The following is a 20242-nucleotide window of genomic DNA, read 5'->3' on the forward strand; positions in this document are numbered from 1 at the left end:
TAGTCTCTCTCCTCATTCGCTTACTCAGTCTCTTTGCTCATTCGCTTACTTAACATGTACGCTGTCCCTCCAAGACTGGCAACTGCTGCTCCCACGCCGAACCCTGGGACTGATTCCTCTGATGTGTCGTCTGCAGTTGGTGTATCTTGATGCTCAGATCCGTCATCGGTTTCAGATCCGCCATCAGATTCGTTACTCTCGTCGGAGGTGTCACTATCCTCCTCAGATTCACCCTCGTCGGAGGTGCTATCATCCGTCTCTGGTTCATCGGCCTCATCAACGGAACTAGTAGGTTCGTCTGTACCAACAGGGATCGACTTCGTAGCCTCGTACCGGTTCCCGGCATCGCTGATCACCGTTATAGTAACGTCGAATACGGCTTCAGATTCGAACGTGTGTTCGACAGTCTCGCCTGTCGCCGTATGTCCATCACCGAACTCCCACGTGTATGCGATGATCTCACTAACTCCTGCTTGTGAAGCGGACGCATCGAAGACCACGTCGTCTCCTGATTCCGGGTTTTCAGGGGAAACGTCAAACGCAGCCTCGGAAACGATCGTCTCTCCAAAGTCAGCTACATCCTCGCCAGCGAGACTGCGTCGATGAAACGCTACCAGATCGTCGGTGATCCCTCGTGTCGAATGGCCGAGATCGTCGTAGATGGCAAACTGCGCAGTAATTCCTGCGTTCTGGTAGGCCTCTTGGCAACGTGGGAATCGCTCGGTGATCATGTCATCGCCGTACACGTCGAGAGCGATCTGGCGTAACTCGTCTTCCGTCCACGCGTCGTCGTACGGGATTGTATCGTTCGAGTCATCCGCACCCATGTACAGATACTGATTCACCTCGTTCACCGCATCTAAATCGACAGAGGTTCCGATGAATTCGTCAATGTCGGCGATCCCAACATGGAAATCGAGGGTTTGCCCGTCGAGTTCTTCGAGTGGAAGTAACGCCATGCCGTTCAACCCTCCAGCAGTCACTGAGAGAACTTTTTCCGGGTGCAAGAAGGTGAATCGATCGACGAAATTCCCTGACGCCGAAAACCCGTTCAACATGATCTGATCACTAAACGAGTACGGAGAATCAGCGAGAATTTCTTCTTTCGCGTGCTCAACCATGTTCAATAACTGCAGATCGACTCGTTCGAGATCACCGCCCGAGATTCCGAGCGTTTCTCGATCCAACGCATGGATGTAGTGCATTCCGTCTACAGGAGTCGTCCGTGGACGGGGGAATACAGGGACAAGAAGCGGGACATTGAGTTCCTCGCTGATGTCGTTTGAATCACCATGTTGGAGTAAGTGAAGTGCTCTGTCCCGATGCTGCTCGAAGTCGTCCGTCGCCGTACCAGTGTTGTTCGACTCGACGAGTAGTGGCACATCTCCATCAGCATTTCCCGGTGGATTATAGATATAGTACGGGTAATTGAATCCGGAGTCAGGCTCCGGTTCGACATAGGTAATTCCCATGTAATCAGGATCGTCTTCGTGAGAAATGAACGCACTATCGACGGCGATCATATCTCTATCCCCTCTTGTCCACAACCAAGCTTCTATTTCAGTTGATTCATCGATCGGTTGGTCTAACTCAACAGTCATATTTTCCTCATCGGTTCCGGCCGAGATATCCTGTTGAAGATAGATGTTGTCCGTCGGTGGATCTTCTAACTGTAATTCGGCGTCAGCGTTCGTCCGGAGTTCAGTGATCTCAAGCGTCTCACCGTCAGTGTCCTGCGGCTCTATCACAACAGTCCCGCTAGGGCTGTCGGCTGCCGACGGTGCCGATAGGACGCTCGCCCCCACGCCAAGTCCGCCCAATCCCCCTACTGTGCGCAACATGTTCCGTCTCGTATTCCACGGCATCTGTGTACTCGTATGATACCACGTTCTAATAGGTTGGGTATGTTGAAATTCTCACAACTTAACAAATGACGTGATAGAATAGTGAATGACACCGAATTGAGCATCGTTCCAAGCAACGGCTCTGTTGAAATCCTCTGTAGGCGATGCATGTCGCTCGTGGCGGTCAGTACAGCGGACTCACAGACCGGCTGGTTTGTTGGACTGCCGGTGTTTGTCAAGAACACCCTGTGAAATACAGAGGGTGTAGTCAGCAGTCTACTCTGTGTTTGACATCCTCCCCGCACTGAAGCGCGAGGATTCCCACGGCACTGCACCGCTGGGTTGGGATGGTTACGGTTTGTAGCGGCCTTGGAAGGCGGCTACTGGCTGTGCCAACCAGCCGTTACTCCTATCCCGGCATGGGATTCGGAGATACTTTTGCTGACTGCACCCCGAGTTCCACATCAAAAAGGGGTGCTTTCTGTGTGGAATCAGGGAATCCCGATATTGTCCGATTAAGTGGGCGGGCAGGCCGCCTCGGCTAACTATTAGTACGGCAATCGATTACTTAAAACATCCGACCGGAGCGGTGGTCGTGGTTGTTGAAGGAGATTGTCGGACTCACCCCCGCGCTAAAGCACGGGGCTTTCTCCTTGATTCTCCGTAACTCGTTCACACTTCGGTAGATGCCCCGAGCATTCCTAACGGCACATCCAATTAGCAACAGTTGCTTTCGTCGGGGTTCCATGCACACGCATTGCCCGTCGTAAGACTGTTCTCTTCGATGTATGCGGAAAGACACGCAAAGTTACAGAAGTAGTCGGGCGACCCACAATTGTCGTCACAGTCACGGACACAGATTGGATCGTGGGCGAAGATACGTGACTCACAGTACGCGCACAGTTCGTCCGCATCGGGTGTTGCGACAGTTGTGGACATACCTGTGCTAAGGGGACGTCTACAGAAAACGGTTCGTAGAGATGTGGGCGAATACCTCGTCTGTATCGACCGATTCGAACGACTCGTCGGCACTCAATCGTTCGTGTCCGACGACGGCCTCGTGACCTCGGTAGGGACCCCAGCCTTCGCCGCGATCACCGAAGCAAGTCGGCGTCGGAGCGATCCCGGCCGCCAGACAGTAGCGGAACTCTCGCGAGAAATCGACAGTGAAGCCGGTGAGGTCACCAACTGGAGATGCGGAAACGCTGCCATGCCTGCCGGGCCAGCGGTGTGACTCGATCGATATTCCCCGCGTCGACGGTGAGGTCAGGTTCAGCGTCCCAGCGAAAGCCAAGGCGTCGCGCCGCCATCTCGGTCGCGACCGTGTCCGGCTGTGGCCGTAACCCGACTGAAGTGTCGTGATGTCGACGTCGACACCGGGAGAGACGTGAACCGCTTCGGAGGAAGACCCCAAGGCGGCTCGCTGCACCGCGTGTGTCGAGATTCAACAGCACCTCGGCAAACCGATATCAAATGGCACGTAAGCGGACATAACCGTTTTGAGGTCTACTATCGTTCCCTCATCATTGGTGGGTGGTAACGTGAAACAATATAATGGAGACTCGCCGATGGGAGACATCGCGTATCTCGCGCGGTCCGAACATCGCGTCACGACGCTCGTCGCGCTGACTGAGCGTCCCCGGAGCCGCTCTGAACTCTGCGAATTGACCGGAGTTTCCTCGTCCACAATGCGCCGGACACTGGACGAATTCGACGGCCGGCTCTGGATCCGCAAAGACGGGTACCAGTACGTGGCGACACGACTGGGAGAGGCTATCGCATCCGGAATGACGGCGCTGATCGAACGTGTCGAAACTGAGCGAACGTTGCGTGACGTCTGGCGCTGGCTCCCTGGCGAGATCGGCGAGTTTCCGTTCGAGACGTGGTCGGAACTGACAATAACCGTCGCCGATCCCGATGCTCCGTATCGCCCGGTGGGGCGCTTCAAGTCGCTACTCCGGGAGACGACCACCGTACGGTTTCTCCGTCCAGAAGTAGCGCTGATGGATCTCTGTTTCGATCTGCTCCACCAACTGATCGGTGAGGGCGTAGAGATGACGCTGATCGACCGACCGGAGTGTCACACGTACTTCCTTTCGACATACCCGGACCGCAGCGTGGAGATGATACAACGGGACAATTTCACGGTTCTAGCCCACGACAACCTCCCTCCATACGGGATCGGTCTGCTTGACGGATGCGTTACGATCAGTTGTTACGAACGGGATTGCGGAACGGTACACGCATTGATCGACACCGAGGCGCCAGCGGTCCGCGAGTGGGCCCAGTCCGTTTACGAGGCCCACAGGCCGGGTGCACGCCAGGTTGAACCGCGACGAAGCATCGAGTAGCAGTTATATACCACGAGTTGACCCCGTACGTTCCGTTCGCTTTTCGTCGGGGCGTGAGGCGTAGTGACGACCGAGATATGGTCGGACGCAATGGGCGCGAGATCCCACTCGTTGATTCGTCTGCAATGGATGCAAGAACGGCTAAGGCTGCCGAATTTTCACGGATTAGCTACTATTCGATTGGGTTCGTACTCCGTCTTGCCGAGAGGCGACACACATGACTGACGAACGAAAACTATCGCACGGTATCGACCTCGAAACACTCGAAGGATTCGCTGCACACGCGGCCAAGGATCCTGAAGCCGTTCAGCTTGGCCTCGGGGCATCCGCGACCTACGAGGGAACGGCCGCACACAGCCTGGCGAAAATCGACAGCTACGAACTCGGTGGCGACACGATCGCCCGTGACACGCGCGAGTACACGATCCCCTACGGCGCTTGGAGGGAAGTGTTGGATGCCGGCGGATGGATGGGACCGACCGACCGGCTTGAACCGATAGAAGCGGCTCTGTCGGCGCTGGCCGCCTGTATCAACGTCGGAATTAGCATCAACGCCGCTGCAAACGATGTGGAGATCGACCACCTCCAGACGCGCGTCCGGACCGATTTCGATCCGGCGGTCCTCTTCAGCCTCAAAGAGCTCAAAGCGGCCGACTCGGTCTACGAGAACCTCACCGTCGAGATCGAGATCGACGGCACGGATCTCGATCAGGACTTGATCGACGAATGGGCACGGCGAGCACCCGTCTACACGCTCGTCTCACTCGCTCAGGACGCCGATATGACCATCAACACGCCCGCTGAGTTGGCGAGCGACGATTAATCTCTTTCTCACGACAATGAGCTGGGTTCGGATCCCAGCCGGAGCACGTTCTCCCTTCATCGTCCTCCGATTTCGACCGTGGTCCGGTTATGAGCCTGTGCTCGTCTTCGAGACGTCACGACCGGGAAACCACGTTCCGAACCTCTCCCCTCGACAGCGGCTCCACTGTCACCCGCTCACCGTCGGCGGTGTAGAACACCTCGGTCGTGACGTCACGCTCCGGGTACACCGCCGAGACGACGTGGTAGTACACGCTCAGTTGCGTTCGGTACTCGGACTCGGCGTGCCGCCCGAGATCCGTTTTGTAGTCGACTATCCGGACCCGGTCGTCCGTCACGACGAGCAGGTCGACGATTCCGACGACGATCACCCGATCCTCCTCGTTTCTCGACTCGAACGCGACCGGAAGGAAGGCGTCGATCTCCGTGCGCAGTTCGCCGTCGAGCGCGTTCAGAAACGCCCGGACGTTCCGTTCGTCGGGGTTCGACGGCGTCACGCGCTCCCCGTCCGCGTACGCCTCCGCGAAGTCGTGGACTCGCGTCCCGAACGCGGGACCTCGTCCCCCCTCGACCGCCTCGAAGACGGCGTCGTCCATCAGGTCGTGGACGCTGAGACGACGCGGTGACTGATGGTTCGGGACGCGAACGTCGAGCGAGTCCACCGTCTCCGAACCGCGCTGTACGTGCTCCACGACAGGGGTAACCGGCGTCGGGTCCGCAAACAGGGTGGTGAAGAAGTCGCTCGGGCGCTCACCGGCGGTGAACAGCAGGTGGCGCTTCGCCCGCGTGATCGCGACGTACAGGAGGCGGCGCTCCTCGTCGTACTCGCTCGGGAGACTCCCGTTCAGTAGGTCGTACCGCCAGTCGTCGTAGACGTAAGGGTGCCCGTCGGGCTCGCCGTAGACGCGACGGGTGCGGATCCCCAGCATGTCGTCGAACTGTACGTTCCCGCGTCCCGGGCGACCGAACGAGGGGAACGCACGGGAGTTGACGTTCGCGAGGACGACGATGGGGTACTCCAGTCCTTTCGCCCCGTGGATCGTCTGGAGCGTGGCGGAGTTCCCGCCGGGATTGGTGTCCACCTCGACCGTCGTCCCCGCCGCCAGATTCGACTCGATGGCCGTGATCGCCTCGCTTCGCGTCGCGAGCGTGTCGTCGGTGACGGCGGCGATCTCCGAGAGGAGCGCGTCGGCGAAGGGCCCCTCGTCGCCGTACGCGTCGAAAACGGTGCGGGCGAACGATCCGACCGTCTCCGTCTCCTGCAGGCGATCCCGAAATCGGAGCATCGGCTCGGGGAACAGCTTATCGTCGAGTATCGCCTTCGCGCCGGGAAGCGTGTATCCGGCCTCCTCCAGCACGACCGCCCATCCCCGCCGGGCGTCGGACTCGCATATCCGAAGCCATGCGAGAAGGAGCTTCGCCTGATCGGTGTCGAACAGCTCGACTCCGCCCTCGTAGGCGAGCGGAACGTCGTACGCCGCCGCGCGCTCGATGAGATCACGGGCGAACGAACGGGTCCGGGTGAACACCGCCACGTCCTCGTACTCCGGCGCGTCCAGTCGCTCCCGTTCGGCGGCGGCGCGCTCCGTCTCGGTCATCTCCGGCGTGGGCGCGGGCTCGTCGTGGCGCTCGACGGCGTACTCGTCGTTCCCGACGATACACTGGAGCCGATCGAGAACGAGGTCCAACTCGTCCGGGTCGTCCGTCTCGCCGTTCTCCGAGGCAGCGCCGTCCGTCTCGCCTATCCCGTCCGTCGCGGGCGTGTACGCCTCGATCCGCGAGTTGTCGACGGAGAGATGCGGATCGAGCGGCTTCACCGCTCGGTCGAGGTCGACGGAGTCACTGTTGGTCGCCGGCGTCCGCAGCGCCCGCGGCGCGAACTCGAGGATCGACTCGGTCGATCGGTAGTTCGTCTCCAGCGTGATACGTCGAACGTCGTCCACCGAGTAGGGAATCCGCGTCACGTCCCGGTTCAGCGCCGCCCGGTAGGAGTCGATCCGCGCTTCGAACTCGAGGATGTTGTCGACGCTGGTGTACTGGAACCCGTAGATCGACTGCTTCCAGTCGCCGACCACGCAGACGTTGTTCGTTCCCGCGAGCAGCAAGGTGAGCTTGAACTGGAGCTCGTTGGTGTCCTGAAACTCATCGACCATCACGTACTCGTGTCTGACCGTCCGTCGGACCGTCGGGTCATCACAGAGCATGACGAACGCCAGCACCAGCATCAGCCCCTGGGTGAGGTAGTTGTGCTGCAGGGCGTACCGGACGTACTCGATGTAGACGTCGTGGACGAAGGCGAACAGGCGATCTCGGTCCTCGTCGAAGGCGCGAGCGACGACGTCCCGGCGAAGCTGCTTCCCGTCGACGACCTCGTCGGGGGAGGGTGCGTCTGGCGCGTAGCCGGTCTCGTCCCACGACCCGACTCCGGACAGTGTATCCGAGTTGTTCGGACCGTAGGCCCCTTCGTTCGGCTCGTTCGCCCGATCGAACAGCTCGAAGAAAGCGTCGCGGTCTCCACGAAGTGGCTCGTCGCTGCCGCGGTACCAGCCGTCGGCCGTTGGAACGACGCCCTTCGCCGCGAGCTCGGCGACGAGCGACCGGAGCGCTACAGGGTCTCGTATCGCGGCGAGGAACTCGTCGTACTCGGGGTGACGGTCCGCGAAGTCGCCGACGAACGTTCGGAACTCGGACGCCTCTCTGACGGAGTCTTCCACGAGATCCATCGACTCGGGGATCCGGTCGTCGATGCCGAGCAGCGTCGGCGTCTCGTGGCCGTATCGCGTGAGGAGCTGGAAGCAGTGGCCGTGGAACGTGTTGATCGGCGCGTCCTGTAGCTGGACGGGATCGTACGGCGACCGCTGTGCGATCCTGTCGGCCATCTCCCCGGCGGCGTTCCGGGTGAACGTCACGAGCAGGACGTCCTCGGGCTCGACCCCGTCCCGCTCGAGGATCCGAGCGTACCGCCGAGTGATCGCGAACGTCTTGCCGGTGCCGGCCCCGGCGTCGACGACGTAGGTCCCCTCGGTGTTCTCGATCAGTTCCTCCTGTTTCGGGTTCGGCGTGACGTCCGTCATCGGTCGGTGAGGATCAGGTCGCGGTGGTCGACGCGGTTCCACGTCGGTCCGTCCGCGCGGAAGGCGACGGGGAACCGGCTCCGGCGGTACTCGTTCAGGTCGTCGAGCCGGTCGGCGACGAACGCCTCCAGCGCGTCGAGGTCGGAGCGCAGTACGTACCCGTCGGGAGCGTCAGCGAGGTCGCCGACGACTGCCTCACAACCGTCCTCGACGTAGTTGTACGGGCCGACGCGTTCCTTCGTGTACGCGATGAACGCCTCGGTGATGCGCTCTCTGCGTTCGGGGTGTTCCCCCTCGCGCGGCAGTTCGTGTGACTCGAAGAACTCGCGGTACGCCTCGTATCCGAGCTTGGAGAGCGCCTTCACCCGAGGGTTGGAGTCGGCGTAGTCGGTAACCGCCTCGAAGGTGTCGCGCTCGGCGACGAACTCGTCGAACGTCGCGGGGACGTAGGTGAGCGTCGTCACTCGGTCTTCGGGCGCAGGCGGGTCGCCGGCGACCGCAGCGTCGACGTGGTCTCCGTCCATCAGATAGACGAACCGGAGCTCCAGGCGCTCGTCGGGTCGTTCCTCGCGATGTTTCGCGAGGTAGACGAGCGCCTGGAAGTCCGGCTCGTCGGCGACCGGGTCCATCGCCGCCGCCGAGAGGTGATCGCCCGCGTTCTTCTTCGACCCCGTTTTGTAGTCGACGACCGACGTCGGGTCCGCCAGCAGGTCGACGAACCCACGGACGCCGAGATCGGGCGACTCGAACCAGCGCTCGGTCAACTCGGAGTCCGCGTCGACGCCGAGGACATCGGCGAGGTCGTTCTCCCGCTCGCGAGCCTCGTACGTTTCGTACGTCGCCGAATCGGGCGGATCGTCGTCGAGCGTCTCGAGGAGGGCGTCCAGTCCCACCGCGAGCGCGGTTCGTTGGACCGGGCGCTGCGCGTTCTCCACATACGGGTCTAGCAGATCACACATCGCGTCGAGCACCTCCTCACGGTGCGCCGGGATGATCGTCGGGTCGGCGACGTGGATCTCCGCCGCCTCGTGGAGGACTCGTCCGCGGGCCATCGGGAGCGACGTCGGCGTCCGAACCAGTCTATCGAAGTAGGCGTCCCGCGGCGAGTTAACCAGCGAGTTGAGGTGCGACTGACTCACCGTCTCCTCCGGCTCGACGTCCACGATCGAGCCGTCGGGAGCGTCGAACGGTCGGGTTCCGTCCGACTCCGAAACGCCGTGGTGTACGACGTGGTCGAGGTCCCGAAAGGAGTCGAACGGCTCGTCGAGGATCTCCCGCAGGTAGACGCACGGCTGCACCTCGTCGCCCGCGTGTGCCTCCTGCACGAGGACGTACCGCTCCTCCCCGTTCCCGAGGAGTCGCTCGAACCGACGGAGCTCCCGTTCGAGGAACTCCTCGCCGTCCACCCACGGGTAGTCCGGTGGCGAGCGCGCCCACTCGGGACCGAGTCCGAGATAGAACACGGTCGATCGGTCGACGTACGCCGTCGCCGTCGCATCCGTGAGGAGGACGCCGTCGTCGTCCGTGCCCTCGCCGGGAACGTCGAAGGTCTCGAGGTAGTAGCGGAACGACGCGAACCGCTCGCGTGAGACCGGTGCCTCGAGGACGCCGAGCGTGGCGAACTCCTCCCGGAGACGCGTCGGATACTCGCCGGCGACGTCCTCGAACGCGAGCAGGACGTCGCGGAACGTCCCGCCCACGGCTGCGTCACGAAACTCGACGTAGCCGCCGAGTTTCGCCGGGTCGACTCCGTCGACACGCTGCTCGTCGAGCGAGCGCGGGACGGAGACGCCGACGGAAGCCAGCAGCGGCCGCAGGTCGGCGACGCGCAGGGAGGATCCCGCGAACGTCGACTCGACGAGCCGGCAGAACGCACGGACGTCGGGGTTGTCGACCAATCCCGTCTCGCCTCGTGTCGGGACGTCCCGCGCGTCGAGTCCGGCCTCTATCAGCGAGGCGTACATGCTTCCGGACGGGACCACCACCCCGACGTCGCCGGCGTTCTCGGCGTCGATCGCGTCGAGAACGGTTTCGACGATCGCCGTGGCGGACCGGTAGACGTGGACGGGGGGAAGCGACGTAGGCTCCTCGCGCACCGACGAGACCGTCTCGTACTCCGCGGGGAGGTAGCTTCGGTCGAGGTCCGTCAACTGCGCCTCGTCGACCACCCGCACGTCGAGGGTCTCCGGGAGCGATCCGTCCGAGACGGCGGCGTAGCTGCTGTCCGCCTCGGCGAGGAAGTCGACGGTCTCGCGGAACGAGTGCGTGTCGAACTCCGGGTACGACAGGATGCGGTCGTGTTCGCCCGTCGCGCTCCAGCAGGCGACACATAAGTCGAGTGTGCGGACCGCCTCCTTCCACGACAGGTCGGTCTCCGCGAGGAATCGGACGAAGAGATCGCGATCGTCTTCCGGCACCATCTCGCCGCTCGCGTGGCTGCGCGGGGTCACGGCCAGCCTGCCGAGTCGCGGTGTCCGGATCCGGTTGTCCAGCGCGAGCGAGAGCGGCCCGTCCGCCGTCACGACGAGGTCGGCGTCGGCAACCGACCCGTGCACCTCGTCGACCGACCGTGCTGTGCGTAGTGTCACAGCGAAAGGGGGTGGGGCGGGAACTTCAACGTTGTCCGTCTCGATGTTGCTTGGTCCGGCTCAGGGCGATCAAGCTCCCGCCGTCGGTTCCCCACTGACTGAACTGGCTGAGTGCTTCGGGATGGTACTGGCTGAGTGCTTCGGGATGGTACTGGCTGAGTGCTTCGGGATGGTACTGGAGAGGGTCGCGGATCACGCGACGACGCCGATCGGTTCTACTCGTCGGCGTCGACGACCTCGAACAGTTTCCGCCAGTTTTCGGCGTCCTCGCCTTCCGGAAGCATGTCTCGTAGCTGCTGGAAGTCCGATTCGGGGACCTGCTCGTGGACGAGATCGATGACGACCCGAGCGTGGTAGGCAGCGTCCGCCGGATCGGTCCCCTCGATATCGCTCACTCGACCGACGAACTCCTGCCAGTCGAACCGCTGCCCGTGGTCGTGGACGGCCCCGGTGAGATACCACTTGATCTCGATGGGAAGCGACGCCGCGAGGTCCTCGGCGTTGCCTTCGGGGATGCGCTGGCCGAGCGTCATGAGCGTCGCCCGTATCGCTCGCAGTGTCTCGCCGGTGCCGGGCATCCCGAGCCGATGCTGTGCCTGACCGGTGAACTCATCGAAGTTCATACGGACGGTTCGTCCCGATAGAATGTCAATTGTAGTGATCTTTCTCATCGCGTGAAAAGGGGTGACAGTTCGATCGATCACGCACCCGACCGCGAAACGGGGTCACGTCCGCCCGTGGATACCCGCCACGGTCGCTGAGATGGATCGCCAGCCACGAACGTGATCGAGTCCACCTCGTTTCGAGGTGCTCTCGTCGGCGCTCAACGGTCCATTGAGTCCGTTCCGGTGGCTTCGATCCGAACCTCGATCCCGGAGCAGTCCCACCGTTTCCGGGGATCGGGAACCGCCGGAGGGTTCTTGGTACTGCTTAACAAAGAAACGAACGTGGACGGCGTCAGCGAGCGGTAGCAAAGGGTGACCAAATCGGCGCGATAACGAAACTAGAACATGGACATCACGGACATCGTTTCAACGGAGTACACGGAGTTCCCCCCGGACACGCGGGTCTCGAAGCTTGCAGGAACGTTCGATGACCCATCCGTCGTCGGAGTCGTCGTGCACGGCGACGAGTTCGAGGGGGTGGTCACGAGACGACAGCTCGCGAGTTCACACCATCAGCCGAACGAGAAGCTCGATTCGGTCGTGTGGCACGTCCCTCGGCTCACTCCCGACGAGGACGTCCGCAAAGTCGCTCGGCTCATGATCGACGGGGGGTCACAGCTGCTTCCCGTGTTCGAGGACGACGAGCTCGTCGGGGTCGTTACCGCCGACGACATCCTCGAAGAGGTCAAACCGTACCTCGACGCGGCCACCGTCGAGGAGGCGTACACGACCGATCTCGTCGCGGTTCGACCGCAGTCGACGGTCGGTGAAGCGATCAATCTGTTCCGCGAAAACCGGATCACACACATCCCGGTCATCGAGGACGACGCCGCGGTCGGCATCGTGAGCCTCTACGACGTGACGGATCTCACCGTCCGCGATACGGACCGGAGCCAAGGCGGTGACGTCGGCGACACGCCGACGGGAGAGGGCGAGGCGACCGTCAGCGGCGGCCGGACGCGCCGCGGAGGGTTCGGCGCTCGAGAGGGCGAGATGGCACGGATCCTCGACCTCCCCGTTCGCGACGCCATGGTCTCGCCGGTGCGGACGATCTCGCCCGAACGGACGCTCGAGGACGCCGTCGCGGCGCTGTTCGAGATCGGCGGGTCGTCGCTGGTCGTGACGGAGGACGGCGTCCCGGACGGGATCATCACGAAGACGGACATCCTCGACTCGTTGACGTGGGAGGCCGGCGGGAACCGGGCCGTCCAAGTGTACGGATCCGATCTCCTCGATGACGTGCAGTACGACGAGATCGTGGCGATGATCGAGAAGTTCGACGACAGGGACCACAGCATGAGCGTCCTCGACGCGAAGGTCCACCTCCACGAACACGACGAGAAGCTTCGGGGAACGCCGCTGCTGCTCGCCCGGATCCGACTCCACACGGACCGAGGTCTGTACCTCGCTTCGGGAGAGGGGTACGGCGCGAGCCACGCGCTCAACGAGGCACGGGACGTGCTCGAGCGGCAGATACGTGATAAAAAGACGTACGGGCGAAGCAAGAAACCCCGGAGCGAGGAGTTCTGGGAGAAGCGCTTCGGGTGGATGCTCGAAGGAGACGCCTGACCGGGTCGGAACCGATCCGGCGGCGGCGAGCATGACGGACGCCGACCGTCGACGCGCGAGACCGTTTTGCGCGGCGAGTTCGTTTCACTTCCGAATCACAAAACGAACTCGGAGACGAGGGGATCGGAGCACATGGAGAATTAGGAGACGAGATCCACTGGAGATACTATATCTGATAATCTGTCGGATAGAGTTATACATCAGATTCCAATGACACCCATCATGGCTCAGGACGTGGCGATCAGCGACACCGATCGAAGTCGGGTTGACGGACAGCAGCTGATAACGGATCTCGGTATCGACCCGGGAGAGATCAACTGGCGCAAGGACTTCACGCAGTTCACCGAGGGAGACGTCGACAACCTCGAAGCGATGGCACCGCTCCTCGAGGAACACGCCGACGACATCGTGGACGAGTTCTACGACCATCTGCAGTCGTACTCCCAGACCGTGGCGATCATGGACTCCTCCAGCAAGCCGGTGGATGCACTCAAGCGGAGTCAGACGGAGTACCTCAAGGACCTCGGACGGGGGGAGTACGGCGGCGACTACTTCGGTCGGCGTGCCCGCATCGGAAAGATCCACGACATGTTGGATCTCGGCCCGAAGATCTATCTCGGTGCCTACACCGTCTACTACCAACGCACCGCCGATCTGATCGCGAGCGAGGCGAAGTCCGCGGCGATCGAGTCCGTCCGTCCCGCCGAGTCGGCGTCGGCTCCGAGCGGTGACGCCGACTCGGTCGACGACCAGGTACGGTCGGCAGTTGAGACGGCCGTCGAGACGGCGGTCGACGACGCCCTCGATCGGTTCCTCTCAGTGGTGAAACTGATGACGCTCGATCAGCAGGTGGCGATGGACACGTACATCAACTCGTACAGCGAGCAGATCGAAACGGAACTCGATCGACAGCAGTCGATCGCCGAGGAGATCCAGGGATCCGTCACTGAACTCCGGGAGATGTCCTCGGAGATCGCCCGAAGTAGCCAGGAAGTATCCGATATCGTGGTCGATCAAACGACCGGAATGCAGGAAGTGAGCGACGAGGTCGCAAACCTCAGCGCGACCGTCGAAGAGGTGGCGTCGACGGCCGAAGAGGTCGAGGAAACGAGTAAGCGAGCGGAACGGCTCGCTGAGGAGGGACACGCCGAAGCGACGGATGCGGTGACCGTGATCGAGGAGGTCAAAACCGCGGCCGACGACGCGAGCGACGACGTCGAACGGCTCGACGACCGAATCGAACAGATCGATGAGATCGTTGCAGTGATCAACGACATCGCGGATCAGACGAACCTGCTCGCGCTGAACGCGTCCATCGAAGCGGCACGAGCAGGGGAGGCCGGATCCGGATTCGCAGTCGTCGCCGACGAGGTCAAGAAGTTGGCGGAGGACTCACAGGAACAAGCGAGTCGGATCGAGGAGATGATCGACGAGATACAGGAGGAAACGGGGGCTACCGTCGAGAGCCTCACCGAGGCGACCACCCGGATCGACGACGGTGTCGATCGCGTCGAATCCGCGATGGGCAACCTCGACGACATCGTCGACGCCGTTTCGGAAACCTCCGAGGGGATCGCGGAGGTCGCCAATGCCGCCGACGACCAGGCGGCCAGCACGGAGGAGGTCGCGAGCATCCTCGCGGAAGCGACCGACCAAGCGGAGGAGGTCCGAGACGAGGTACGGGACGTGGTCGCCTCGAACGAGCGACAGGCCGAATCCGTCAACGAGATACAGCGCACTCTCCAGCAGTTGTTCGACGACACGTCGGCGTCACTCACTCACGATTGAACCCGTGTGGCACGGCCTCCCTGCCGTGTGACATGGCCACAGCCGGCCGCGACTTTCGTGATGTTTAAGTAGCGAAGCGCGGTTGATCCGAACGCACGAACTGCAGGGGCGTCGGGTCCCGAGTCCGAGAGGGCGATGATACAACGCGGGTTACGGTAGCCAAGTCTGGCCCAAGGCGCAGGGTTGCTAACTCTGTGGCGTCACTGCCTCCGGGGTTCGAATCCCCGCCGTAACGCTCGAACGGACCGAGTACCACCGGATTCGCTCCGGTAGGACTCACACCAACCAACACATGAGCACGGAAGAATCACAGGACGGCTCGCCGGAGGAGGAGGAAGACCTCCAGTACTTCGTTCGGATCGGGGGCGCGGACCTCGACGGGACGAAGACGGTCGAGCGAAGCCTGTCTGAACTCAACGGCATCGGCACGCGCATGGCGCGGCTGGTCGCCGAGGAAGCCGACGTGGACCGCACGGCCACGTTCGGGCTGCTCGACGAGGACGACATCCAAACCGTCGTCGACGTCGTCGAGAACCTCGAGGACCACGTCCCGTCGTGGATGACGAACCGACAGAACGACTTCTTCAGCGGAGAGACGACTCACCTCGTCGGCACGGACGTCAACGAGAAGACTCGTCACGACATCAACCGGATGAAGCAGATCGAATCGTACAAAGGCGTCCGTCACAAGCGCGGTCAGAAGGTTCGCGGACAGCGCACCAAGTCCACGGGACGTACCGAGGGCACCATCGGCGTCAACGTCGAGGAGATCCGCGAGGAGATGGCCGAAGAGGAAGCGGAGGATGACGACGAATGAGCACCGGAAAGAACACCAAGGGCTACGAGACGCCGAACCATCCGTACCAGGGCGAGCGCATCGCCGAGGAGTCCGATCTCCTCTCGCGGTACGGCTTGAAGAACAAAGAGGAGTTCTGGCGCGCTCAGTCCGAACTGCGCAGCATGCGCCGCGAGGCACGACGCCTCCTCGGCGAGGCGCAGGGTGACGTCGACGTCGCCGGCGAGGCCGGCGCGGAGTTCGTCGCACGACTCCGTCGCATCGGGATCCTCGGCGACAACGACGACATCTCTGCAGTGCTGTCGCTGGACGTCACCGACCTGCTCGAGCGCCGTCTCCAGACGGTCGCGTATCGGCAGGGGTTCGCGTCCTCGACCCAGCAGGCACGTCAGTTCATCGTTCACGGACACATCACGGTCGACGGCGCACGCGTTACGCGCCCGTCCGTGAAAGTCGACGTGACCGACGAGGGCGCCATCGCCTTCGACGAGACGAGCCCGCTCGCGGACGATCTTCACCCCGAGCGCGCGGAGTCACAGGAGTAACCAACAATGAGCCAATCAGAGGACGGAAAGTGGGGAATCGCCCACGTGTACGCATCGTTCAACAACACGCTCATCACGGTCACCGACGAGACGGGTGCCGAGACGGTCGCGAAGTCGTCCGGCGGAACCGTGGTGAAACAGAACCGCGACGAGGCGTCGCCGTACGCCGCCATGCAGATGGCGGAGGTCGTCGCGGAGCGAGTCAAGGAAGCCGGCCTGGAGGGCGTTCACGTTCGCGTGCGCGGCCCCGGCGGCAACCTCAACAAGTCCACCGGCCCGGGCGCGCAGGCGACGATCCGCGCGCTCTCCCGTGCCGGCATCGAGATCGGACGTATCGAGGACGTCACGCCCATCCCGCACGACGGGACGAAGGCACCGAAGAACAAGCGAGTCTAACATGACTGACGCCGATTTCGACGTCCAGTACGTCGAACGAGACGACCGGAGTGCCCGGGTGTTGATCCGCGGACTGACGCCCGCGTTCGCCAACGGTATCCGCCGTGCGATGATCGCGGACGTTCCCACGTTCTCGATCGACACCGTCCGGTTCGTCGAGAACTCGTCGGTGATGTTCGACGAGATGATCGGTCTCCGTCTGGGGCTGATTCCCCTGACGACGCCGGTCGACGAGTTCGAGATCGGTGACGAAGTCACCCTCGCACTCGACGTCGAGGGACCGGCGACGGCGTACTCGGGCGACATCGAAAGCGCCGAGCCGCTCGTCGGGCCGGCCGACCACAACGTTCCGATCATCGAGCTGAAGGAGGGACAACGGCTGGAGTTCGAGGCCGAAGCGGTGCTAGACACCGGAAAGGAGCACGCCAAACATCAGGGCGGCGTCTCCGTCGGCTACCGACACCTCCAGCGCGTCACCGTCGAGGGCGACCTCGGCGAGTTCGACGACGACGACCCGCGGATCCTCCGTGGCGTGGTCGAGACGCCCGACGGCGAGATCGTTGTCACCGACGAGTTCGACAACGACCTCTCGAAGAAGTACCCCGGAAAGGAGGTGAGCGTCGAGGACGTCCCCGGCGCGTTCGTCTTCCACATCGAGACTGACGGCTCCTTTACGGTCGAAGAACTGCTGCTCCGCGCGATCGACTCCATCGAGGAGCGCGCGGACGAACTGCGAACGAAGGTCGCGGTATAGCGTAATGTCCACCCTTCGAACCCACCACCCGACGTCCGCACCCGTCGCCAGCGACGGCGACGTGTCGACCCGAACGATTCGGTTGGACGGCGGGACCGAAAGTGGTTTGAAGGGAGCCGGATTACGAAGGAGTGCACGCAGGGATAGCCAAGTCAGGCCAACGGCGCAGCGTTCAGGGCGCTGTCCTGTAGAGGTCCGCAGGTTCAAATCCTGCTCCCTGCACTCCGTTTTTCAGGAACTCTCCACACAGGAGGGACAGCTATGAGTAGCAAAACGAATCCGAAACTACAGAACCTCATCGCCGAGCTGAAGTCGGTCTCGCGCGACTCCGGTGCCAACATCTGGCAGGACGTCGCGGATCGACTCGAAAAGCCACGGCGCACGCACGCTGAGGTCAACCTGGGTCGCATCGAGCGGTACGCTCAGGAAGACGAGACGGTCGTCGTCCCCGGCAAGGTGCTGGGCAGCGGTGTGCTCGAAAAGAACGTCACCGTCGCCGCCGTCGATTTCTCGGGAACGGCCCGCACGAAGATCGACCAGGCAGGCGAGGCGGTGACGCTCGAACAGTTCGTTGAACAGAACCCCGAAGGGAGCAACGTACGGGTGATCCGATGAGCCTCGCAAAGATCGACGCGGACGTCGTCGTCGACGCTCGCGACTGCATCCTCGGCCGCGTCTCATCGGAGGTCGCCCAGAAGGCGCTCGCCGGCGAGACGATCGCCGTCGTCAACGCCGAGCGCGCGGTCATCACGGGTAACGAGGAGGACACGATGGAGACGTATCACACTCGTGCGAACCTTGGCTCAGACAGCGGCCCGTACTACCCGAAGCGCCCGGATCGCATCTTCAAGCGCGCGATCCGTGGTATGCTGCCGTACAAGACGGAGGACGGACGCGAGGCGTTCTCGAACGTTCGCGTGTACGTGGGCAACCCCTACGAGCGCGACGACGAGGTCGACTCCGTCGTCATAGAGGGAACGTCGCTCGACCGACTCTCGAACATCAAGTTCACGACGCTCGGGGAGATCTCCGAGTCTCTGGGAGCTAACGTCACATGGTAACTAACACCTCAGGCAAGAAGAAGACGGCCGTCGCCCGCGCCACCGTGCGTGACGGCGAGGGTCGCGTTCGCATCAACTCCCAGCCAGTCGAGCTGGTCGAACCGGAACAGGCACGTCTCAAGATGCTGGAGCCGTTCCGCATCGCCGGCGACGACCTCCGTGACGGCGTCGATATCGACGTCGACGTGGAGGGTGGCGGGTTCAGCGGACAGGCCGACGCGGCCCGCACCGCCATCGCCCGCGGCCTCGTTCAGCACCTCGGCGACGCCGAGTTGCGTGACGCGTACATGAGCTTCGACCGCACACTGCTGGTCAACGACGTTCGCCAGTCCGAACCCAAGAAGTGGGGCGGACCCGGCGCGCGTGCCCGTTACCAGAAGTCGTACCGCTGAGGTGGTCACGCTATGATGATTCCCGTCCGGTGTTTCACGTGCGGCAACGTCGTTGGTGAACACTGGGAGGAGTTCAAAGCGCGCGCCAAGGACGGCGACGAGGACCCCGGAGCGGTCCTCGACGACCTCGGCGTGGACCGCCACTGCTGCCGGCGGATGATGGTGTCGCACCGCGATCTCGTCGACGTCGTCTCCCCGTACCAGTGACCATGTCAGGACAGCGCTACAACCGATACGAGAAAGCTCGAATCCTCGGCGCACGGGCGTTACAGGTGTCGTACGGTGCACCCGTGCTGATCGAGACGAACCAGACGGAGCCGATCCTCGTCGCCGCGGAGGAGTACGACGCGGGCGCGCTTCCGTTCACCGTCAGGAGGGACACCAACTAATGACCCGAATCACGTCCGTTTCGCTGCGTCGGATCCTCGACTCCCGTGGGAACCCCACCGTCGAGGCCGACGTGCTCACGGAGTCCGGGGGCTTCGGGCGTGCGGCAGCGCCCAGCGGAGCATCGACCGGCGAGTTCGAGGCGATCGAACTCCCCGCGACCGAGTCGATCGCTGCGGCCCGCGACCGTGCGGTACCTCGTCTCGAAGGACTGTTCGCGGGCGACCAGCGCGAGGTCGACGGCGCGCTCCGCGGTGCCGACGGCACCGACGACTTCTCCGAGATCGGTGCCAACAGTGCGGTGGCCATCTCGATGGCCACCGCGAAGGCGGGTGCGGACGTGCTCGGTGCACCGCTGTATCAGCACCTCGGCGGCGCGTTCCGGGGCGAGAACTTCCCGATTCCGCTCGGCAACGTCGTGGGTGGCGGCGAACACGCCAAGGAGGCGACCCACATTCAGGAGTTCCTCGCCGCACCGGTCGGCGCACCGAGCGTCTCGGAGGCCGTCTTCGCGAACGCTGCGGTCCACGCGGCCGTCGGAGACGTGCTCGACGAGCGCGGCGTGCCGGCGGCGAAGGGCGACGAAGGCGCGTGGGCTCCACCGATCTCGGACGCGGAGGCGTTCGAGGTCGTCGAGGAGGCCGTCGACCGCATCGAGGAGGAGGTGGGCTTCGAGGTCCGCTTCGGGCTCGACGTGGCGGCCGCGGAGCTGTACGACGACGAGCGGGACGCGTACGTGTACGGAGACGACACGCGTTCGACCGATGAACAGGTCGACTACGTCGCCGACCTCGTCGAGGAGTACGACCTCGCGTACGTCGAGGACCCGCTCGACGAGAACGACTACGAGGCGTTCGCGGAGCTGACCGACCGAGTCGGCGACCGGACCCTCATCTGCGGTGACGACCTGTTCGTCACCAACGTCGAGCGGCTCCAAGAGGGGATCGACGTCGGTGCGGCCAACAGCATCCTGATCAAGCCGAACCAGATCGGAACGCTGTCGGACGCGTTCGACGCGGTCGAACTCGCCGCACGTAACGGATACGAGACGGTTATCTCGCATCGCTCCGGTGAGACCGAAGACACGACCATCGCACACCTCGCCGTGGCGACCGACGCCGGGTTCATCAAGACCGGGACGGTCGGCGGCGAGCGAACTGCCAAGCTGAACGAACTGGTTCGCATCGCGGACGACGCGGTATGACGGGCC

19 protein-coding genes, 2 tRNA genes and 1 pseudogene are annotated in these 20242 nt (G+C 62.8%); 16 read left to right on the forward strand and 6 right to left on the reverse strand.

Features of this window, described 5'->3' with window-relative positions; translation table 11 throughout:
- Window positions 1-20: 20 nt before the first annotated feature.
- The 3 genes and pseudogenes from ACNSN7_RS09595 to ACNSN7_RS09605 form a co-directional block, all read right to left on the reverse strand.
- Window positions 21-1865 (reverse strand): PKD domain-containing protein, encoded by a 1845-nt coding sequence (locus ACNSN7_RS09595; protein ID WP_418282056.1) that lies wholly within the window; start codon window positions 1863-1865, stop codon window positions 21-23.
- Window positions 1866-2561: 696 nt separating this feature from the next.
- On the reverse strand, window positions 2562-2783 hold the full coding sequence (locus ACNSN7_RS09600; RefSeq protein ID WP_418282057.1) for a hypothetical protein: 222 nt from the start codon (window positions 2781-2783) through the stop codon (window positions 2562-2564).
- Between the two features lie 169 nt (window positions 2784-2952).
- A pseudogene (locus tag ACNSN7_RS09605) lies at window positions 2953-3225 on the reverse strand (type B DNA-directed DNA polymerase); the annotation flags it as partial.
- Between the two features lie 187 nt (window positions 3226-3412).
- On the opposite strand from ACNSN7_RS09605, the gene ACNSN7_RS09610 reads away from it, so the two are divergent.
- Window positions 3413-4195 (forward strand): helix-turn-helix transcriptional regulator, encoded by a 783-nt coding sequence (locus tag ACNSN7_RS09610; RefSeq protein WP_418282058.1) that lies wholly within the window; start codon window positions 3413-3415, stop codon window positions 4193-4195.
- 217 nt (window positions 4196-4412) lie between these two features.
- The gene (locus tag ACNSN7_RS09615) at window positions 4413-5018 is read left to right on the forward strand and encodes an OsmC family protein (RefSeq protein ID WP_418282059.1); all 606 of its coding nucleotides are present in this window, start codon (window positions 4413-4415) and stop codon (window positions 5016-5018) included.
- 115 nt (window positions 5019-5133) lie between these two features.
- On the opposite strand, the gene ACNSN7_RS09620 is transcribed toward ACNSN7_RS09615, so the two are convergent.
- From ACNSN7_RS09620 to ACNSN7_RS09630, 3 genes are all read right to left on the reverse strand, one after another.
- Window positions 5134-8091: a UvrD-helicase domain-containing protein gene (locus ACNSN7_RS09620; protein ID WP_418282060.1), complete on the reverse strand. Its 2958-nt coding sequence runs from the start codon at window positions 8089-8091 to the stop codon at window positions 5134-5136.
- A complete protein-coding gene (locus ACNSN7_RS09625) occupies window positions 8088-10679 on the reverse strand; it encodes a PD-(D/E)XK nuclease family protein (protein ID WP_418282061.1) in 2592 nt (863 codons plus the stop codon). Before ACNSN7_RS09625 ends, ACNSN7_RS09620 begins: the two co-directional genes overlap by 4 nt.
- 215 nt (window positions 10680-10894) lie before the next feature.
- The gene (locus ACNSN7_RS09630) at window positions 10895-11302 is read right to left on the reverse strand and encodes a DUF2267 domain-containing protein (RefSeq protein WP_418282062.1); all 408 of its coding nucleotides are present in this window, start codon (window positions 11300-11302) and stop codon (window positions 10895-10897) included.
- Between the two features lie 387 nt (window positions 11303-11689).
- Here ACNSN7_RS09630 and ACNSN7_RS09635 point away from each other — a divergent pair, with 387 nt between their 5' ends.
- The 14 genes from ACNSN7_RS09635 to eno all read left to right on the forward strand — a co-directional run bounded on the left by ACNSN7_RS09635 (window position 11690) and on the right by eno (window position 20236).
- On the forward strand, window positions 11690-12913 hold the full coding sequence (locus tag ACNSN7_RS09635; protein WP_418282063.1) for a CBS domain-containing protein: 1224 nt from the start codon (window positions 11690-11692) through the stop codon (window positions 12911-12913).
- Window positions 12914-13135: 222 nt separating this feature from the next.
- Window positions 13136-14701: a globin-coupled sensor protein gene (locus tag ACNSN7_RS09640; RefSeq protein ID WP_418282064.1), complete on the forward strand. Its 1566-nt coding sequence runs from the start codon at window positions 13136-13138 to the stop codon at window positions 14699-14701.
- A gap of 149 nt (window positions 14702-14850) precedes the next feature.
- Window positions 14851-14936, forward strand: a tRNA-Ser gene (locus tag ACNSN7_RS09645).
- Window positions 14937-14993: 57 nt separating this feature from the next.
- Window positions 14994-15518 carry a 30S ribosomal protein S13 gene (locus tag ACNSN7_RS09650; protein ID WP_418282065.1) on the forward strand — a complete coding sequence of 175 codons (525 nt, stop codon included), beginning with the start codon at window positions 14994-14996 and terminating at the stop codon, window positions 15516-15518.
- The gene (locus ACNSN7_RS09655; protein ID WP_418282066.1) at window positions 15515-16042 is read left to right on the forward strand and encodes a 30S ribosomal protein S4; all 528 of its coding nucleotides are present in this window, start codon (window positions 15515-15517) and stop codon (window positions 16040-16042) included. Before ACNSN7_RS09650 ends, ACNSN7_RS09655 begins: the two co-directional genes overlap by 4 nt.
- Window positions 16043-16048: 6 nt before the next feature.
- Complete coding sequence (locus tag ACNSN7_RS09660; RefSeq protein ID WP_418282067.1) at window positions 16049-16438, forward strand: 30S ribosomal protein S11; 390 nt, start codon at window positions 16049-16051, stop codon at window positions 16436-16438.
- A gap of 1 nt (window position 16439) precedes the next feature.
- On the forward strand, window positions 16440-17192 hold the full coding sequence (locus ACNSN7_RS09665; protein WP_418282068.1) for a DNA-directed RNA polymerase subunit D: 753 nt from the start codon (window positions 16440-16442) through the stop codon (window positions 17190-17192).
- A 137-nt stretch (window positions 17193-17329) separates the two neighbouring features.
- Window positions 17330-17414, forward strand: a tRNA-Leu gene (locus ACNSN7_RS09670).
- A 39-nt stretch (window positions 17415-17453) separates the two neighbouring features.
- Window positions 17454-17807 (forward strand): 50S ribosomal protein L18e, encoded by a 354-nt coding sequence (locus ACNSN7_RS09675; protein ID WP_418282069.1) that lies wholly within the window; start codon window positions 17454-17456, stop codon window positions 17805-17807.
- The gene (locus ACNSN7_RS09680) at window positions 17804-18253 is read left to right on the forward strand and encodes a 50S ribosomal protein L13 (protein ID WP_418282070.1); all 450 of its coding nucleotides are present in this window, start codon (window positions 17804-17806) and stop codon (window positions 18251-18253) included. The genes ACNSN7_RS09675 and ACNSN7_RS09680 overlap by 4 nt, the downstream gene beginning before the upstream one ends.
- Window positions 18247-18645: a 30S ribosomal protein S9 gene (locus ACNSN7_RS09685; RefSeq protein WP_418282071.1), complete on the forward strand. Its 399-nt coding sequence runs from the start codon at window positions 18247-18249 to the stop codon at window positions 18643-18645. The genes ACNSN7_RS09680 and ACNSN7_RS09685 overlap by 7 nt, the downstream gene beginning before the upstream one ends.
- Window positions 18646-18657: 12 nt before the next feature.
- Window positions 18658-18852: a DNA-directed RNA polymerase subunit N gene (locus ACNSN7_RS09690; protein ID WP_418282072.1), complete on the forward strand. Its 195-nt coding sequence runs from the start codon at window positions 18658-18660 to the stop codon at window positions 18850-18852.
- A 2-nt stretch (window positions 18853-18854) separates the two neighbouring features.
- Entirely contained in the window at window positions 18855-19034 is a 180-nt protein-coding gene (locus ACNSN7_RS09695) for a DNA-directed RNA polymerase subunit K (RefSeq protein ID WP_418282073.1), read from the forward strand.
- Entirely contained in the window at window positions 19034-20236 is a 1203-nt protein-coding gene (gene eno / locus ACNSN7_RS09700) for a phosphopyruvate hydratase (RefSeq protein ID WP_418282074.1), read from the forward strand. The genes ACNSN7_RS09695 and eno overlap by 1 nt, the downstream gene beginning before the upstream one ends.
- The last annotated feature ends 6 nt before the right edge of the window (window positions 20237-20242 follow it).

This window comes from Halorubrum rarum (genome assembly GCF_048380895.1).
GTDB lineage: Archaea > Halobacteriota > Halobacteria > Halobacteriales > Haloferacaceae > Halorubrum.

Bases quoted from the DNA above. Each gene is read 5' to 3' on its own strand.
- ACNSN7_RS09595 (WP_418282056.1), bottom strand. From the start codon at position 1,865: ATGCCGTGGAATACGAGACGGAACATGTTGCGCACAGTAGGGGGATTG.
- ACNSN7_RS09600 (WP_418282057.1), bottom strand. From the start codon at position 2,783: ATGTCCACAACTGTCGCAACACCCGATGCGGACGAACTGTGCGCGTAC.
- ACNSN7_RS09610 (WP_418282058.1), top strand. From the start codon at position 3,413: ATGGGAGACATCGCGTATCTCGCGCGGTCCGAACATCGCGTCACGACG.
- ACNSN7_RS09615 (WP_418282059.1), top strand. From the start codon at position 4,413: ATGACTGACGAACGAAAACTATCGCACGGTATCGACCTCGAAACACTC.
- ACNSN7_RS09620 (WP_418282060.1), bottom strand. From the start codon at position 8,091: ATGACGGACGTCACGCCGAACCCGAAACAGGAGGAACTGATCGAGAAC.
- ACNSN7_RS09630 (WP_418282062.1), bottom strand. From the start codon at position 11,302: ATGAACTTCGATGAGTTCACCGGTCAGGCACAGCATCGGCTCGGGATG.
- ACNSN7_RS09635 (WP_418282063.1), top strand. From the start codon at position 11,690: ATGGACATCACGGACATCGTTTCAACGGAGTACACGGAGTTCCCCCCG.
- ACNSN7_RS09640 (WP_418282064.1), top strand. From the start codon at position 13,136: ATGGCTCAGGACGTGGCGATCAGCGACACCGATCGAAGTCGGGTTGAC.
- ACNSN7_RS09650 (WP_418282065.1), top strand. From the start codon at position 14,994: ATGAGCACGGAAGAATCACAGGACGGCTCGCCGGAGGAGGAGGAAGAC.
- ACNSN7_RS09655 (WP_418282066.1), top strand. From the start codon at position 15,515: ATGAGCACCGGAAAGAACACCAAGGGCTACGAGACGCCGAACCATCCG.
- ACNSN7_RS09660 (WP_418282067.1), top strand. From the start codon at position 16,049: ATGAGCCAATCAGAGGACGGAAAGTGGGGAATCGCCCACGTGTACGCA.
- ACNSN7_RS09665 (WP_418282068.1), top strand. From the start codon at position 16,440: ATGACTGACGCCGATTTCGACGTCCAGTACGTCGAACGAGACGACCGG.
- ACNSN7_RS09675 (WP_418282069.1), top strand. From the start codon at position 17,454: ATGAGTAGCAAAACGAATCCGAAACTACAGAACCTCATCGCCGAGCTG.
- ACNSN7_RS09680 (WP_418282070.1), top strand. From the start codon at position 17,804: ATGAGCCTCGCAAAGATCGACGCGGACGTCGTCGTCGACGCTCGCGAC.
- ACNSN7_RS09685 (WP_418282071.1), top strand. From the start codon at position 18,247: ATGGTAACTAACACCTCAGGCAAGAAGAAGACGGCCGTCGCCCGCGCC.
- ACNSN7_RS09690 (WP_418282072.1), top strand. From the start codon at position 18,658: ATGATGATTCCCGTCCGGTGTTTCACGTGCGGCAACGTCGTTGGTGAA.
- ACNSN7_RS09695 (WP_418282073.1), top strand. From the start codon at position 18,855: ATGTCAGGACAGCGCTACAACCGATACGAGAAAGCTCGAATCCTCGGC.
- eno (WP_418282074.1), top strand. From the start codon at position 19,034: ATGACCCGAATCACGTCCGTTTCGCTGCGTCGGATCCTCGACTCCCGT.